Origin of the sequence: Phycicoccus sp. CSK15P-2 (assembly GCF_016888005.1) — a bacterium.
Taxonomy (GTDB): Bacteria; Actinomycetota; Actinomycetes; order Actinomycetales; family Dermatophilaceae; genus Phycicoccus.
The window spans coordinates 1-14,720 of the sequence record NZ_JAFDVE010000003.1 but is presented as its reverse complement, the minus strand read 5'-3'; the positions used below and the strand labels follow the sequence as shown (position 1 = coordinate 14,720).

Annotated in this window: 18 protein-coding genes; 7 read left to right on the top strand and 11 right to left on the bottom strand. The window is 72.9% G+C overall.

The window, feature by feature from the left end:
• The 7 genes from JQN72_RS01790 to JQN72_RS01760 form a co-directional block, all read right to left on the bottom strand.
• A complete protein-coding gene (locus JQN72_RS01790) occupies nucleotides 1-1,296 on the bottom strand; it encodes an MSMEG_0569 family flavin-dependent oxidoreductase (protein ID WP_204133451.1) in 1,296 nt (431 codons plus the stop codon).
• Nucleotides 1,293-1,598, bottom strand: coding sequence for an MSMEG_0570 family nitrogen starvation response protein (locus JQN72_RS01785; RefSeq protein WP_204133450.1), 306 nt, complete (start codon nucleotides 1,596-1,598; stop codon nucleotides 1,293-1,295). Before JQN72_RS01785 ends, JQN72_RS01790 begins: the two co-directional genes overlap by 4 nt.
• Nucleotides 1,591-2,481, bottom strand: coding sequence for a carbon-nitrogen hydrolase family protein (locus JQN72_RS01780; protein WP_204133449.1), 891 nt, complete (start codon nucleotides 2,479-2,481; stop codon nucleotides 1,591-1,593). Before JQN72_RS01780 ends, JQN72_RS01785 begins: the two co-directional genes overlap by 8 nt.
• On the bottom strand, nucleotides 2,478-3,920 hold the full coding sequence (locus tag JQN72_RS01775) for an MSMEG_0567/sll0787 family protein (RefSeq protein ID WP_204133448.1): 1,443 nt from the start codon (nucleotides 3,918-3,920) through the stop codon (nucleotides 2,478-2,480). The genes JQN72_RS01780 and JQN72_RS01775 overlap by 4 nt, the downstream gene beginning before the upstream one ends.
• The gene (locus JQN72_RS01770; RefSeq protein ID WP_204133447.1) at nucleotides 3,920-4,984 is read right to left on the bottom strand and encodes an MSMEG_0568 family radical SAM protein; all 1,065 of its coding nucleotides are present in this window, start codon (nucleotides 4,982-4,984) and stop codon (nucleotides 3,920-3,922) included. The genes JQN72_RS01775 and JQN72_RS01770 overlap by 1 nt, the downstream gene beginning before the upstream one ends.
• Before the next feature lie 11 nt (nucleotides 4,985-4,995).
• Complete coding sequence (locus JQN72_RS01765; RefSeq protein WP_204133446.1) at nucleotides 4,996-5,520, bottom strand: MSMEG_0572/Sll0783 family nitrogen starvation response protein; 525 nt, start codon at nucleotides 5,518-5,520, stop codon at nucleotides 4,996-4,998.
• An 82-nt stretch (nucleotides 5,521-5,602) separates the two neighbouring features.
• Nucleotides 5,603-6,421: an amidohydrolase family protein gene (locus tag JQN72_RS01760; RefSeq protein ID WP_204133445.1), complete on the bottom strand. Its 819-nt coding sequence runs from the start codon at nucleotides 6,419-6,421 to the stop codon at nucleotides 5,603-5,605.
• Between the two features lie 274 nt (nucleotides 6,422-6,695).
• Here JQN72_RS01760 and JQN72_RS01755 point away from each other — a divergent pair, with 274 nt between their 5' ends.
• Nucleotides 6,696-7,406: an alpha/beta fold hydrolase gene (locus tag JQN72_RS01755; protein WP_204133444.1), complete on the top strand. Its 711-nt coding sequence runs from the start codon at nucleotides 6,696-6,698 to the stop codon at nucleotides 7,404-7,406.
• Nucleotides 7,407-7,472: 66 nt separating this feature from the next.
• Here JQN72_RS01755 and JQN72_RS01750 read toward each other — a convergent pair whose 3' ends face one another.
• The 4 genes from JQN72_RS01750 to JQN72_RS01735 form a co-directional block, all read right to left on the bottom strand.
• On the bottom strand, nucleotides 7,473-8,120 hold the full coding sequence (locus JQN72_RS01750) for a DedA family protein (RefSeq protein ID WP_204133443.1): 648 nt from the start codon (nucleotides 8,118-8,120) through the stop codon (nucleotides 7,473-7,475).
• Nucleotides 8,117-8,818, bottom strand: a complete 702-nt coding sequence (locus JQN72_RS01745) for a phosphatase PAP2 family protein (protein WP_239099986.1) — start codon at nucleotides 8,816-8,818, stop codon at nucleotides 8,117-8,119. Before JQN72_RS01745 ends, JQN72_RS01750 begins: the two co-directional genes overlap by 4 nt.
• A gap of 136 nt (nucleotides 8,819-8,954) precedes the next feature.
• Complete coding sequence (locus tag JQN72_RS01740) at nucleotides 8,955-9,632, bottom strand: response regulator transcription factor (protein WP_204133442.1); 678 nt, start codon at nucleotides 9,630-9,632, stop codon at nucleotides 8,955-8,957.
• Nucleotides 9,629-10,906, bottom strand: coding sequence for a sensor histidine kinase (locus JQN72_RS01735; protein WP_204133441.1), 1,278 nt, complete (start codon nucleotides 10,904-10,906; stop codon nucleotides 9,629-9,631). Before JQN72_RS01735 ends, JQN72_RS01740 begins: the two co-directional genes overlap by 4 nt.
• A gap of 320 nt (nucleotides 10,907-11,226) precedes the next feature.
• On the opposite strand from JQN72_RS01735, the gene JQN72_RS01730 reads away from it, so the two are divergent.
• The 6 genes from JQN72_RS01730 to JQN72_RS01705 all read left to right on the top strand — a co-directional run bounded on the left by JQN72_RS01730 (nucleotide 11,227) and on the right by JQN72_RS01705 (nucleotide 14,543).
• Nucleotides 11,227-11,787, top strand: a complete 561-nt coding sequence (locus JQN72_RS01730; protein WP_204133440.1) for a DedA family protein — start codon at nucleotides 11,227-11,229, stop codon at nucleotides 11,785-11,787.
• Nucleotides 11,784-12,992 carry a glycosyltransferase gene (locus JQN72_RS01725; protein WP_204133439.1) on the top strand — a complete coding sequence of 403 codons (1,209 nt, stop codon included), beginning with the start codon at nucleotides 11,784-11,786 and terminating at the stop codon, nucleotides 12,990-12,992. Before JQN72_RS01730 ends, JQN72_RS01725 begins: the two co-directional genes overlap by 4 nt.
• Nucleotides 12,989-13,678 carry a DUF998 domain-containing protein gene (locus tag JQN72_RS01720; protein ID WP_204133438.1) on the top strand — a complete coding sequence of 230 codons (690 nt, stop codon included), beginning with the start codon at nucleotides 12,989-12,991 and terminating at the stop codon, nucleotides 13,676-13,678. Before JQN72_RS01725 ends, JQN72_RS01720 begins: the two co-directional genes overlap by 4 nt.
• 89 nt (nucleotides 13,679-13,767) lie before the next feature.
• Nucleotides 13,768-14,001, top strand: a complete 234-nt coding sequence (locus JQN72_RS01715; RefSeq protein WP_204133437.1) for a hypothetical protein — start codon at nucleotides 13,768-13,770, stop codon at nucleotides 13,999-14,001.
• On the top strand, nucleotides 13,892-14,302 hold the full coding sequence (locus JQN72_RS01710) for a type II toxin-antitoxin system PemK/MazF family toxin (RefSeq protein ID WP_307812365.1): 411 nt from the start codon (nucleotides 13,892-13,894) through the stop codon (nucleotides 14,300-14,302). The genes JQN72_RS01715 and JQN72_RS01710 overlap by 110 nt, the downstream gene beginning before the upstream one ends.
• A 76-nt stretch (nucleotides 14,303-14,378) precedes the next feature.
• Nucleotides 14,379-14,543 carry a hypothetical protein gene (locus JQN72_RS01705; RefSeq protein ID WP_204133435.1) on the top strand — a complete coding sequence of 55 codons (165 nt, stop codon included), beginning with the start codon at nucleotides 14,379-14,381 and terminating at the stop codon, nucleotides 14,541-14,543.
• Nucleotides 14,544-14,720 lie beyond the last annotated feature (177 nt).

Below are 14,720 nucleotides of genomic sequence, written 5' to 3'. Positions count from 1 at the left end.
TCACCCGGCCTCGAGAGCCGGTGCGAGCGAAGAGCCGCGTCGGAGCGAGCGGAGGGCCAGGATCCGAGCGGCGACGTGCTCGGCGTCGCGTGCGATGCCGTGGAAGCGACCCGACCCCCACGTGTGGAGCCAGGGCAGCCCGAGGACGTAGAGCCCGCGCGCGCCGGTGACACCGCGCTCGTGCGTCGGCCGGCCACTTCCGTCGAACACCCCGACCCGCACCCACCGGTAGTCCGGGCGGTAGCCGATCGCCCACACCACGCTCGTGACTCCCTCGGCCGCGAGGTCCAGACGGGTCGGCTCGTGCTCGGGTCGCCACACCGGCTCGTACTGCGAGGGCGGCGGCGCGGAGAGTCCGGTCCGGTCGATGTGCCGGTCGATGTCGCGGCAGATGGACCGGTACACCTCGTCCGCGGCGTCGAGCGAGGACTCCAGGGTGGGGCGGAAGCTCACGCTCATGCCGGACCCGGAGTCGAGGAGCCCGTAGAGCCGCATCCCCTCCCGGGCGAACGCGCGCAGGTCGATGTCCCGGCCGCCGTCCCGACCGGTGACGTAGTGGTTGGTCTTCTCCCGTGCCGCGAGGCCGCCGGGGTAGGAGGCGACCGGGGTGTCGTAGAGGCCCATGTCGGCGAGCCACGTCATGCAGTCCCGTCCGCGGTAGGTGCGGGCGACCCGGGGGGCGTCACCGAGAGCGAGGTGCACCTGCCGACCCGCGAGGTGCAGGTCCTCGGCGATCTGGGCGCCCGACTGCCCCGACCCGACGACGAGCACGGCCCCCTCGGGGAGGGCCTGCGGACGGCGGTACTCCCCGGAGCGCACCTGGAGCACCGAGGGGTCGAGCGCCGGCGCCCAGGCCGGCACGATCGGCACGTGGTAGCCGCCGGTGGCGACGACGACCTGGGAGGCGTGCCAGGTCCTCGTGCCCTGCGGGGTCTCGACGGTGAGCGCGTAGCCCGGACTTCGCGGCACCATCTCGACGACGCGGTGGTGCTCGCGCAGCGGCGGCCCGAACGTCGCGGGGTAGCCGCGCAACCAGTCGACGACCTCGTCGCGGGTCATGAAGCCGTCGGGGTCCGACCCGTCGTAGGCGTACCCGGGCAGCCGACAGTGCCAGTTCGGCGTGACGAGGGTGAAGGCGTCCCACCGGGTGTCGGCCCACTCGTGCGTCGCCGTGTGCGCCTCGAGCACGACGTGGTCGACCCCGTCACGGGTGAGGTACCAGCTCACCGCGAGGCCGGCCTGCCCCCCGCCGACGACGACGACCTCGGTCTCGTGGTCGGGTGCGTCCGGGCTCATCGTGGTTCTCCTTCGGGCAGCGGCGGCTGGATGTCGAGGACCGTGACCCGTGCGTCCGGGTCGTGGCGGGACCCCGCCGCACGCACGTCCTCCTGGGATGCGGCGGCCGCGGTGCACGCCATGCCGTACCTGGCCCGGACCCGCTCGCTCGCCTCGTCCAGGGCCAGGTGGGTGCGCTGGACGAACTCGGCCACCCGGTAGCCGGCCCCGGCCCTCAGGTGGTCGTGGACGACGAGGCTCGGCGAGTACACGGACTGGACCCGACCGTCGGGCCAGCGGACGGTCACGGTCGCCTCAGGCACGGCTGACCTCCGCCACGCGCTCGTTCGCCGCGGCGTACACCTCGGGTCGCCGGTCGCCGAGGTGGAACATGGTCCGTCGCGCCGTGAGCAGGGCGTCCTCCAGGTCGAGGTGGGCCACGGCGAGACCGGCGTCGACCCCGGTGCCGGCGAGGACCTCCCCACCGGGAGCGACGACCCGGGCACTGCCGACGAAGCGCAGCGACCCGAACGTCCCGGTCTGGTTGGCCGCCACCCAGACGACCTGGTTCTCCAGGGCACGGGCCTGGTCGAAGAGGGCGTTGCGACGGGTCCACCGGTCTTCGGCGAGCGAGGCGGCGGACGCCGTGCGGGACGCCGGCCAGGCCGAGATGCACGCGACGACCCGGGCCCCGTCCAGCGCGAGCGCCCTGGCCGACTCGGGGAAGGCCTTGTCGTAGCAGATCTGCAGGCCCATCCGGCCGACCGGGGAGTCGAAGGCGCGGAGCTGCTCGCCCGCGTCGTAGCTCAGCTCCTCCCCGAGCGGCTGGTGCACCTTGCGGTACACGGACAGCACCCCGTCACCGGTGACGGCCGCGGCGCTGTTGTAGCGGCTGACCCCGTCGGACTCGCAGAACCCGACGACGACGGTCATCTCACGGGCGGCCTCCGCCACCTCGCGCATCACGGGGCCGTCGAGGTCGACGACCGGTGGCAGGGACTCGGGGGTCTCGTCGTGGCTCCCGTCCCGACCTCGGCCCAGGACCGAGAGGTACCCGCCGAGGCATGCCTCGGGCAGGGCGAGCAGCCGCACGTCCTGCCTGCGGGCGCGCCTCACGAGGTCGCGGACGCGGGCCAGACAGGCGTCGAGGTCACGGCCGAAGGGGGCGGCGGCCGCCGCGACCCCGATGCTCCGGTCGGTGCTCATGCTGCTCCCATCCCCGTGACGGTCGAGGCCACGGCACGTGTGGTGAGGCCGTCCGGCCAGCGCAGCTCGACACCGTTGCCGGGGACGAGCTCGCCGCAGCGGGCGGAGGTGACGAGGTCGGGCAGCGGGTCGGGGCGGTGGCCGGCGGGCTCGGTGCTCACGACGGCGAAGCCCGGGAAGCAGGTGAGCCACTCGGCGGTGCCGGCACCGGCCGGTGTCGGGACGTCGGCGACGTCGAGGACCGCACCGCACCCGCCGGCCTCGGCGAGCATCCCGAGCGTGCCGACGAGGCCGCTCATGCTCACGTCCTTGGCGGCGGTCGGGGCGAGCGCCGGGACCACGTCGGCGAGCCGGCGGAGCTGGGCCGGGCTCCGCGTCGACGAGGAGTCCCACTGGGTGCCGCGGTAGGCCGGCCGCCAGGCGCCGCTCAGGTCGGCGGTGACCCGCACCCGCTCCCCCGCACGGCCTCCGCCACCGCGCACGGGCGCGTCGGTCCGGCCCAGCGCGGTGACCGACAACGCCGCCGGCACCCCGAGCTGGGTGTGCCCGCCGAGCACCGGGACGTCCCACGCGTCGGCGGCCTCGGCGAGCCCGCGAAGGATCCGTCGGGCGAAGCTGGCGTCCCGGGCACCGACGGCGTCGAGCAGCCCGACCGGCCGGGCCCCCATCGCGAAGAGGTCGTTGAGGTTGACGAGGACGGCGCACCACCCGGCCCACTCCGGGTCGCGCTCGACCATGGAGGGCAGGATCGCGTCGCAGGCGGCGACCATCCCCGAGCCCGCTGCGGTGCCGGGGACCGGGGCACCGTCGTCGCCGCGGAAGCCGGGGCCGCCGCCTGCCGCAGGATGCCGGCCGAGCTCGCGCAGCAGTGGCCCGAGCGGTGCCTTGGTCGCGTCGACCAGCCGCTGGACCCTGCCGACCGGCCACTCCATCAGGAGGTGCGGACGTCCGTGCAGCTCGACGGCCTGACGGGCGCTCCAGCCGAGACGGCGGAAGAGCCGCTCGTTCCGGGCCTGGACGGTCGCGTCGAACCGCAGGGCACCGAGCGTCTCCGCGAGGGCGCACGCGGCGGTGACGAGCGCGGCGGCGACCCCGGCGGTGCCGCGCCCGGGGACGACGACGAGCCGGCTGCCTCGCCACCATCCGAGGTCCGGCCCGGGGAGGGCCGGGTGGACCCGCACACCGCCGACGACCGTCCCGTCCGGGACGCGGGCCACGAGGACCCGGGTCCGCGGGTCCTCGTCGGCCGGGTCGACGTCGTGGGTGGCGAACAGTCGCTGCTCCTCGACGAAGGCCCGATGGCGCAGCGCGCGGTGGGCGGCGAGACCGGCCGAGTCCTCGGCCTCGCCGATCGTGAACGGGCGTGGCGCCACCGTGCGCACCGGCCGACCGGCGATGACGACGTCGCCGGAGGACGTCTCACCGGACCGGAGGTCCATCACGCGCCCTCGCAGGACAGGGCCGAGCAGGCCCCGCACGCGGCGCATCCGGCGGCCTGGTCGCTGCCGAGCATCCCGGCCGCCCGCAGCGCGGCGGCGACGCGGACGGTCACGTCGGCGACGAGGGCCGGCGGCGGGGCCGGTACCCGGTCCACGTCGGTGGCGAGCGTCCCTGCGAGGGGACGGAACGGGACGACGAACGGGTAGACCCCCATGTCGATGAGCTCCTCGGCGCCGGCGACGAGCTCGTCGGGGTCCTCACCGAGCCCGACGAGGAGGTACGTCGAGACCTGGTTGTGCCCGAAGACCCGGACGGCCTCCCGCCACGCGGCGCGGTACTCCGCGAGGGACACCGACCCCTTCCCGGGCATCCACCGGCGTCGCACCTCGTCGTCGAGCGACTCGACGTGGATCCCGATGGACCGGGCACCGGCGTCGTGGAGGTCCCCGATGACACCCAGGTCCGCGGGCGGTTCGCACTGCACCTGGACGGGCAGGTCCGGGAGCACCTCGCGCACGGCCCGGACGCAGCGCGCGAGGTGCACCGCACCCCGGTCCCGGCCGTTCGAGGTCCCGGTCGTCATGACCATCTGGGTCACGCCGTCGAGCTCCGCCGCGGCGCGAGCGACCTCGGCGATCATCGCCGGGGTCTTCACCGCGATCGTGGACCCCTGGCGGAGCGACTCCTCGATGGCACAGAAGCGACACCGCTCGGACTCCTCGTAACGGACGCAGGTCTGCACGACCGTCGTCGCGAGCACGTGGCTGGAGTGGAGCCGGGCGATCTGCTCGTACGGCACGCCGTCCGCGGTGCGCAGGTCGTAGAAGCGTGGCCGGGCCACGGCCTCGACCCCCATCCCGGTGTCCGCCCCGTCGAGCAGCAGACGGCCACCGCGCACCGAGTAGGGGCTGCGCGGGTTGAGCGGGATCGCGGCACCGACACCGTCGAGGAGGAGGTGCCCGTCGTCGCTCGGCCCGGCGCCTGCGCGTCGGGCGACCGGGGCGTCGAGCAGACGGATGCCCTGGATCGCGACGTCGACCCGGGTGGAGGGAGCTGAGGCCATGACGTCCCGCCTCAGAGGTTGTACACCGAGTTGATGATGGCGCCCCGGTTGGCGAAGTGGATGACGCAGTCCTGCACGTCGAGCGGGTGCGCGGGGATGACGCCCTCGATGAGGTCCTCCTCGCGGCAGCCGTGCAGCGCCATCCCGAACCGGCAGCAGAACACCGTGCCGCCCTCCCCGATGAAGGTCTTGATGGAGTCGTTCATGTTCTGGTTCCCGGGGAACGCCACGTCGCCGGTCGTCGGGAAGCCGCGGGTGTCCATGCACGCCAGCGACCCCGGGCCGTAGAAGTAGATGGTGGAGTCGAAGCCCTTGCGCAGCGCCCGGGTGGCCTGGAGGACCGCGACGAAGCTCACCGAGCTCTCGTGCGGGATGCCGTGCACGAGCGTGAGGTAGCTCTGGCCTTCGCTCGCCTGGTAGTCGGGGAAGATCTTCGTCGAGCCGTAGAGGTTGGTGCCGGCGGCCTGCGAGGGGTGCGGGATCTCACCGACCGACTTCTCGATGTTCGCCATGATCTCGTCGTCGAACGTGCTCATCGTGTCTCTCCTTGGTGTGTGGTGCGCGCTGCGGGGGTGCGGTCGGGGTGGCGCCCGGCCGTCGCCGGCCGGGCCGGGCGGGTCAGCCGTAGAGCGTGGCGAAGTTGTCGTGGAAGAAGGCGCGGGCCAGCTCACCGTCGCCCGCGGCGGCCGCGAGCCGGGCGTGCTCGCCGGCGAAGTCGCCCCAGGGGGTGTCGGTCGCGAAGAGGACCCGGTCGTGGCCGACGCCGCGCCGCTCGATCTCGGCGACGAGCCAGCGCGGGGCGAAGCCGATCGTCCAGCTGGTGTCGGTGTAGACCTGCTTGCCGGCCTCGACCCAGTCGAAGAACCGGCCCCCGATGAGCTTCAGGTGGCCGCTCATCCCACCGCCCAGGTGGACGAGGTGGATCTTCGTCGCGTCCCCGTAGCGCTCGACGAGGGTGCCCACCTGGTCGACGTCGGAGGCCGCGCCCGGGGAGGTGTGGACGTGGACGACGAGCCCGAGCCGGGCCGCGGTGGTGAAGATCCGGTCGAGCTCGTCCGCGCAGTCGGGGTCCGTCGGGCTGCCACCGAGGAGGAAGCTCGTCTTGAGCGCGGCGACGCCGTCCTCGGCGGCGAGCGCGAGGGCAGCGTCGTTGCGCCGACGGTCCGAGGCCTTCGGTGACACCCACAGGCCACACCGGATCCGGTCGTCACGCTGCGCCGCGTCGAGGGCCAGGTGGTTCAGCTCGAACGCGACGTCCGGGACGGGCACCCCGTAGTTGGGCAGGACGAGCGCACGCTCGATGCCGTCGGCGTCGAGGTCGGCGACGAGCTCGTCGACCGTCGCCCGGGCGCCGAGGTCGGCGCGCACCGGAGGGCCCCCGTAGAAGGGGTGCTCCGGCAGCACCCCGATGTGACGGTGCCCGTCGCGGATCGGCATGGGACCATTCCACGGAGGGTGCGTTTCGTGCTGGTTTCGGCCGGACGAAGGCTCGGCTACGAGTGGCAGGAATCGATGTCGGCGCGGTTTCGACCGCCACCCCCGACCCGGGCGCGGGGCTCGGCGCGGGGAGGGTGTACGCCCGGGCGGCGCACCTGGCACCGGGTGTCCAATCCCCCACTGGCGGATGTCTACTCTGTTCGACGACCTCGCCGTGCCCGAAGCCCGGACACCCGAGGACGCCCAAGACCCGTCGGACCCGGGAGGACCCGTCATGAAGTACCTGCTCGTTCCCGGCGCGTGGCACGGAGGCTGGGCCTGGCACGCCGTGGCGCAACGCCTCCGCACGGCCGGCCACGAGGCCGAGTGCCTGACCCTGCCCGGGATGGGTGACGGAGAGGACAGGCGCGGGATCGGTCTCGCGGACGCCACCCGGCACATCGTCTCCAGGGCTGACCGGCAGCTCGCGGACGACCTCGTCCTGGTGGGCCACAGTCTGGGCGGTCTGATGATCTCGGCAGCTGCGGAGGCGTTGCGGGACAGGCTGCGGCGTCTCGTCTTCGTCGACGCCTTCGTTCCCGTCCCCGGCCGGTCGATGAACGACGCCAACGCCCCCGAGATCCGGCAGTACGTGGCCGACATGGTCGACGGCTCTGCCGACGGCACGGTCGGCGTCCCGGACTACGACCTCGCCAAGAGCGCCTTGATGCAGGATCTGCCCGATGTCGCAGCGCGACTGATCTACCAGCTGCTCACGCCCACTCCGGGCGGGTACTTCCTGGACCCCTACCCGGGCCCGGACGTCAGCGACCTCGGCGTCGCCCTTTCCTACGTGCTGGCCGACGACGACCAGGGGCTCGCCGTCCCCGGACCCGACCTCGCCGAGAGGCTGGGTGTGGAGCCGGTCTCCGTCCCCGGCACGCACGAGGCCTTGCTCACCCACCCGGACGCGGTGGCCGAGGCGATCCTGCGTCTGCAGGACTGACCGCGACCGGCCATCACTGCGAGAGCGCCATCCCCGAACCCGTGGGCGCCACCATGGGACACATCCTCACCGACGAGCTGCCCCTCCCCGACGTTGCTCGGAACGTGCAACGAGCTTCTTCGCGGTCGTGACCAGCAGGAGGAAGCCGACGATCATCGCGACGAACACGTACCCGGCGTAGTGGACGGTGTCGCTGAGCTCACGGAAGGTCGCAGCGGCCACCGCTGCAGCCGTGACGTACGTACCCGCCCAGATGACGCATGCCGGGAGGGTCCAGGCGATGAACCTCAGGTACGTGAACCCGCTCATGCCGACGGTGAGGGGGACGAGCGAGTGCAGCACGGGAAGGAAGCGCGACAGGAAGATCGCCGTCCCCCCGCGTCGCTCCAGATAGCGTTCCGCACGCGCCCAGCCGGCCTGCCCGATGCGGTCGCCGAGACGCGACGCACGGACCCGGGGGCCGAGGAGTCGCCCCAGGACGAACCCGATGCTCTCTCCGGCCACGGAGGCGGCGACGATCGCGGCGCCGAGCACGACCCCCTCCGGCCAGGAGGACACGGCCGTCCCGGCGACGATGACGATCGTGTCGCCGGGCACGACGAGGCCGACGAGGACGCTGGTCTCCAGCAGGATCGCGAGACCGGCCACGACGATCCGGAGTGGCGGGTCGACGCTCTGCACCATGTCGAGAATGCTCATGACGAGGTCGTTCATGACGCGGGGTGCTTCCCGCGCGTGACCCGTCGGTCCTCCGCGTGGAGTGCCGCCTCCCGGCCCTTCGTCCGCCGCTCCGGTGAAGGAGGGACCCGCACCGAGGTGGTTCGCGCCCAGGGGAGGACCCATGCGGCGAGGAGCAGCGGAACACCTGCTCCCACGAGGACACCACCCACGGTGTCGGTGGCCCAGTGCACCGAGAGCAGCGTGCGGGAGAGCGCCATGGCCACGATCCACCCGGTGCCGAGGACCGCCACCCACAGGCGCGGGAAGAGCAGGCACAGCACCACCACGATCGTGGTCGCGTTCGCGACATGGCCCGACGGGAAGGCCCCGACGTCGCTCGAGACGAGCATGTCCTGCGGGCGGGCACGTCCGAACAGGTTCTTGAGGACCTGCACGAACACTGCACTGAGGAGGAACGCGCCGACGGCGAACAGCGCACCGCGCCATCGTCGGGCCAGGATCATCACGATGACCACGATCGAGGGGACGACGAGCACCGCCAGCCAGCCCCCGCCGACCCGGTCGAGCAGCAGCGCGGACGACAGCGTCCAGTCGTCCCTGAGCACGGCCACCACCCCACTCCACCAGCGGTCGAGTGCCGGAGGCTCGGTGCGTCCGAGCTCGATCGCGGCCCCGAGCGACATCGCCGAGACGAGCGCGGCGGAGCCCCACCACGTCAGGGTCCGGGGCATCGTCGCTCGCAGGTGAGGCTGTGTGTGGCGTCCATGGCGCGGACGCTAGGCGCGACCCGTGCAGGAGAGCATCCAACCCCGGTACTGGACGGGGTAGTACGCACGAGCGACACCGCGACGGCACGGTGTCAGGTGCTCAGAGGTCCGACTCCCCAGGGCGGACGAGCCCGTTCTCGTAGCCGTACACGACGGCCTGGGCGCGGTCACGCAGGTGCAGCTTCTGCAGAACCCGACTCACGTGGCTCTTGGTCGTCTGCTCGGCGATGAACAGCTCCGCGGCGATCTCGGCGTTGGACCGTCCGGCCGACAGCAGTGTGAGCACCTCGCGCTCGCGCTCGGTGAGCCCGTTGAGCGCCGGGTCGGGTGGACGTGCGGTGGTGCGTGCGTCGACGAACTGCTCGATGAGGCGACGGGTCACCCCGGGCGCCAGGAGGGCCTGTCCGCCGGCCACCACCCGGATCGCCCGCAGCACCTCCTCGGGCTCGCTGTCCTTGAGCAGGAACGCGCTGGCTCCCGCCTGGAGCGCGGCGTAGACGTAGTCGTCGAGGTCGAAGGTGGTCAGCACGACGACCTTCGGCCGGTGGCTGCTCGGCTGGTCGTCCGCGAGCATCTCGCGAGTGGCCTGCAGCCCGTCGAGGACGGGCATCCGCACGTCCATCAGCACGACGTCCGGACGCAGCCGCCGGGCGAGGGCGAGCGCCCGCTCCCCGTTCTCCGCCTCGTCGACGACGGTCATGTCCGCCTGGGCGTCGACGACGGAGCGGATGCCCAGGCGGATCATCGACTGGTCGTCCACGACGAGCACCCGGATCACGAGGTGCCCCCGGGCTCGACTGCGACACCGTGGCCGCGCATGTCGCCCGCGACCGGCTCGTCCGGCTCGTCCGGCTCGAGCGGCAGGTGGAGGCCGACCTGCCAGCCTCCGGCCGGCAACGAGCCTGCGCTCGACCAGCCCCCGAGCAGGACCGCGCGCTCGCGGATGCCGATGAGCCCGTGGCGCGGTCGCGTGGGGTCCCGAGGCGCCACGCCTGCATGCGGCGAGGCGGACGGCGGGTTGGTGACCGTCGCCTCGAGTGCGCGTCCGTCCGCTGCGAGCCGGACGTCGACGGTCGCGGGTGCTCCCGGGGCGTGCCGCACGACGTTGCTCAGCGCCTCCTGGATCACGCGGTACGTGGCCGCCTGCAGGATCTCCGGGATCTTCCGGGTGTCCAGCGCAGGGTCGATCGACAGGCGGGCGGCCGTTCCGGCGCGGGCCGTTCCGGCGACCATCCCGGGCAGGTCCGCCAACGAGGGGGTCGGTGCGACCGGAGCGTTCGCGCCGTCGTCCCGCAGCACGCCGAGCAGCTGGCGCATCTCCGTCATGGCCGCCTTGGCAGCGGCCGCGATCTCCTGGAACTCCGCCGCCGACTCGGGCGTGAGGTCCGGCAGCCGGAAGCGTGCGGTGCTGGCCTGCATGTGGACGACGGACATCGTGTGCGCCACCACGTCGTGCAGCTCCCGGGCGATGCGAGTGCGCTCCTCGACCAGGGCCCGCTTCGCCTGCTCGATGCCGACGTCGCGCTGGGCGGCCGACAGCTCGTGGGCCAGCAGGGACCGTTGCCGCCAGACCGACCCCACCATCAGGACGAGCAAGGCGCTGGCCGCGTAGATCGCGACGGTGACGTCGCCGACGGTCTCGCTGCCCCACTCCCCCACCTGAGCTGTCATCAGGACGGCGAGTCCGACGATCGAGGCGCCCCACACGATGGCGGCAGGTCGCCAGCCACGAGAGACCGCGACCAGCCCGACGTGCGCCACGAGCAGCAGGACACCCGGGACGGTGAGCGGCCAGGCCTGCCCGTCCACGGGGTCGACCGCCAGGGCGGTGGCCGCCGCCGTCGCGAGCTGGACGACGGTGGCGAGCAGCGGACGGCGCAACGCCAGCGGGAGAGCGAACCCCTGCAGCAGGTGGATCGGCAGCGCGGCGAGCAGCGGCAGCTCGTAGATGCCCGTGGTGGTGGGCAGCTGCAGCAGCACCAGCAGGATCCCGACCAGCGCCGTTCCGGCCGTCCAGGTTCTCCCCGCGTCACGGTCGACCAGCCGGTCCACCCTCATACCTCTCCACCGCCGATCCTCTGCCTCCCGGCTCGGCGCCGGCCCTCGATGAGACTCCTCGGGCGGCGCTCGGTCCGGCTCCGCGCTCCATGGTAGGGCGCTCGCGGCGCGGCGAGATCCCTCTGCGGAGCCAGACGACCCCCTACCGCGGTCGGGGGTCGGCGCTCGGCGTCAACCCCGCGCGAGGGGGAGCGAACGGCCCCCCGGACCGATGTCCGCGCCCGGCCGTCGGACCTACCTTCTCTCTCGCCGCCGGATGGTCCGGCGCTTCTCCGCCTCGTCGACGGGGCGGATCAGGAGGGAGCAGTCACCTCGTGCAGGCATATCTCGTCATCGCGACGCTGATGCTGTTGGAAGGACCGGCCACCACCCTGGCGGCCGGTTCGATGGTGGGCGCCGGACAGCTGGCGCTCCTGCCGGTGTGGCTGCTGGCGGTCGGCGCCGACGTGGTCGCCGACAGCGTGCTCTTCGGGGTCGGGCGGTGGGGCCGGCATCCGCGCGTCCGCCGGATACTCGCACGGCTCGGACTGGGCGCGGAGCGGCTCGACCGGCTCCAGCACGGCATCGGTCGTCACCTCCCCAGGGTGATGATCGGCGCGAAGCTGGTCGACGTCAGCGCCGTGCCCGCGTTCCTGGCCGCGGGCCTGGCCGGCGTCCCGTACCGCCGTTTCGTGGTCTGGACGGCGCTGACCAGCGCCGTCCGGGCCGCCGTCCTGGTCGCTCTCGGCGTCCTCGCCGGGCACCAGCTCGACGCCTTGGCGAACAGCCCTGCGACGGTCGCCTCGCTCAGCGCGGCACTGGGCGGTTCCCTCCTGCTCGTCTCCCTCACCGCAAAGAAGCTTTCGTCCCGACGTACCGGAGGAGAAATCCTGTGAAGATCCTGATCGCCGCCGACACCTACGCCCCGGACGTCAACGGTGCGTCCTACTTCGCCCAGCGATTGGCGGCCGGGCTCGCCACCGACCACGAGGTACACGTGATCGCCCCCTCGCGGACGGCGCGCAGCTCGTCCTCGACGGGAGCCGGGGGTATCACCGAGCACCGGGTGCGCTCCCTGCCGGTGGTGCTGTCCCGCGGGTTCCGGTTCTGCCCGCCGGTCGGGCTGGGGAGCCACGTCCGGTCGGTGCTCCGGTCCGTGCGGCCGGACGTGGTGCACGTGCAGAGCCATTTCCTCGTGGGTCGGGCGGTGCTGCACGCGGCGCGCGAGATGGGCATCCCCGTCGTCGCCACGAACCACTTCATGCCGGAGAACCTGCTGCACTACGTGCCGGGCGGCGCCGCCGTTCGGCGCCGGGCACACGGGTGGGCCTGGCAGGACGCCGCCGGCGTGCTCGCCCTGGCCGACGTCGTCACGAGCCCCACGCCGTTCGCCGCGGCGTTGGCCGAGTCGGCCGGTGTTCCCGGGCCGGTCCTGCCCATCTCCTGCGGGCTGGACCTGGACCGGTTCTCCTCCGCCCGGGACGGGGCACGGTTCCGGCGGAAGTACGGCCTTCCCTCTGGTCCCGTGCTCGCCTCCGTCGGTCGCCTGGACCCGGAGAAGAACGTCCACGAGTTCATCGAGGCCCTCGCCCTGGTGCGGGCCCACCGAGACGTCCATCTGCTCGTCGTCGGTGACGGTGCCGAGCGTCCGCGACTCGAGGCGTTGGCCGCCGAGCGCGGCGTGGCGGACTCCGTCACCTTCACGGGCGTGCTCGACGACGCCGAGCTGCCCGAGGCGTACGCCGCCGCCGACTTCTTCGGCATCGCCGGCACCGCCGAGCTGCAGAGCCTGGTGACGCTGGAGGCGATGGCCACGGGGCTGCCGGTCCTGGGTGTCGACGCCGGCGCACTGCCGCACCTCGTCCAGCACGGTCGCACCGGCTGGCTCTACCCCCACGGCGACGTCGAGGAGCTCGCCGGGCGGCTGGCCGCCCTGCTGGAGGACCCGGAGTCCGCGCGGCGGATGGGCCGGAACGCCGGCGCCGTGGCGGCGGGCCACGACCTCGGCGCCACCCTCGAGGCATTCCTCGGTCTCTACGAAGCGTGCCTCGGCTCCCGGACGGAGTGGCGTCCCCGACGTGACGCCCTGACGCCGGCATGACCGCGGTCTCCGCGCCGGAGCGGCGGCGGGCGCCGGAGCAGCGTCCGGCGCCGGACGCGCCATGGTTCCCGGTCGTGCTGCTCGGGGTCGCACTCGCGGTCGTGGGCGCGATCGGTACCGACCTCACCGGCGGCAACCCCCTCGACGACATGCTCAGCCATGCCGTGCACCGGCCCGCCGGCTGGTGGTGGCTGACGGGCTGCGTCGTGGGGATGGAGATCGCCGCGGCCGGGACGGCCCTCGGGGTCCGCCGGCATCTCACGACCGGCCGGCTGCGCACCACGGCCTTCGGACTCCTGACCCTGTGGTCCGTCGGTCTGGCCGCTGTGGCGGCGGTCCCGAGCGACGTGCCCGGCGACCCCACCACGGCGGCGGGACGGGTGCACCAGCTGGCCGCGGCCGCGGTCGTTGTGGGTCCTCCAGCGCTCGGACTGCTGATCTCGAACGCGTGCTCCCCCAGGGCACGCACGGTGCTACGTCGTGCGGTGGTCGGTCAGGCCGGTCTGGGCACGTTCTTCGTGGCGTTGCACGTACCCGTCGTGCTCCTGGGCGCCGAGCCCGGGTCGGGCTTCGGGCTGGTCGAGCGGCTCATGCTGGCCGGCATGACGGCCACCGCGGTGCTGGCCGCGGCGTGCCTTGCCAGCGTCAGCCCTCCTCCGCTCACCACCGGGAGAGGCCCGCAGTGACCTGGGTGACGAACCCGACCGGGGCGGGGCCAGCACTCGCTGGAGCCCGAGGCCTCGAGTGTCTTACAAGCAGTGTTACGGTTGTCGCCATGGCCGGTACGATCACCTTCCGCCCCGACGAGGACGCCGCTCGAGCGCTGGTCGCGTTGACCGCAGATGGCACGTCGGTATCCACCGCGGTGCGGGCCGCACTGATCACCGCAGCCCGTGACCGTGCCCGTACGGCGCTGCGCGCCGAGGCCGAAGCGCTGGCGGCCGACGAGCAGGACCGCGCGGAAGCCGCACAAGTGCTTCGGGACATGGAGACGCTGCGTGCGGGGTGAGGTCTTCCGGCTGCTCGCGCCCCGCGGCGCTCGAGGAGACGAACATGCACACCGTCGGTACGCGGTCGTCGTCCAGTCCGACTCGCTCCCGCTCTCGACGTGGCTGGTCGCTCCCACCTCCACCTCGGCACGCGCGGCCAGCTTCAGACCCGAGGTCCTGATCGGCGGCCGACGGACGGTCGTGCTTGTCGAGCAGACGACCGCCGTCGATCCCAGCCGCCTCGGTGACAGCACGGGCCAGCTGGCGTTCGACGAGCTCCGACGTGTCGAGGCAGCGCTACGCCTCGTTCTCGACCTGTAGCCGGCCGACTCCCCGAACGAGCAGCCCGTGACGACAGCTGCCTCCGCGAGCACCACGGGTCACCCTGTCACTATCGGTGCAGCAGTCCCGCCGCGCTCACAACGGCCGCAAGGTCACCGCCCTGGTCCACGACCTCGACATCACCATCAGCGACACCCACACCGGCGAGATCCTCCGCGAACTGGTCCTCGACCCCACACGCCGATACCAGCCCAGCAAGAGAAACTCCCCGAAACCCTAGGGGTTCGGGGAGTCCGGGATGTCCTGAGACATCACACTGCGCGCCCGAAGGTGTTGAGTCTCAGGACATAGGAAACGCATGTCTCAAGACATAGGAAACCCTGGTGGGGGTGCGATGCGGGGGTGTCGAAAGCCAGGCTGGTCATCACCGCGGTCACTGTGCAGGGTCTCTCCCAGG

Coding starts and splice junctions, on each gene's coding strand:
- JQN72_RS01790 (WP_204133451.1), bottom strand. CDS start 1,296: ATGAGCCCGGACGCACCCGACCACGAGACCGAGGTCGTCGTCGTCGGC.
- JQN72_RS01780 (WP_204133449.1), bottom strand. CDS start 2,481: ATGAGCACCGACCGGAGCATCGGGGTCGCGGCGGCCGCCGCCCCCTTC.
- JQN72_RS01775 (WP_204133448.1), bottom strand. CDS start 3,920: ATGGACCTCCGGTCCGGTGAGACGTCCTCCGGCGACGTCGTCATCGCC.
- JQN72_RS01770 (WP_204133447.1), bottom strand. CDS start 4,984: ATGGCCTCAGCTCCCTCCACCCGGGTCGACGTCGCGATCCAGGGCATC.
- JQN72_RS01765 (WP_204133446.1), bottom strand. CDS start 5,520: ATGAGCACGTTCGACGACGAGATCATGGCGAACATCGAGAAGTCGGTC.
- JQN72_RS01760 (WP_204133445.1), bottom strand. CDS start 6,421: ATGCCGATCCGCGACGGGCACCGTCACATCGGGGTGCTGCCGGAGCAC.
- JQN72_RS01755 (WP_204133444.1), top strand. CDS start 6,696: ATGAAGTACCTGCTCGTTCCCGGCGCGTGGCACGGAGGCTGGGCCTGG.
- JQN72_RS01750 (WP_204133443.1), bottom strand. CDS start 8,120: ATGAACGACCTCGTCATGAGCATTCTCGACATGGTGCAGAGCGTCGAC.
- JQN72_RS01745 (WP_239099986.1), bottom strand. CDS start 8,818: ATGCCCCGGACCCTGACGTGGTGGGGCTCCGCCGCGCTCGTCTCGGCG.
- JQN72_RS01720 (WP_204133438.1), top strand. CDS start 12,989: ATGACCGCGGTCTCCGCGCCGGAGCGGCGGCGGGCGCCGGAGCAGCGT.
- JQN72_RS01715 (WP_204133437.1), top strand. CDS start 13,768: ATGGCCGGTACGATCACCTTCCGCCCCGACGAGGACGCCGCTCGAGCG.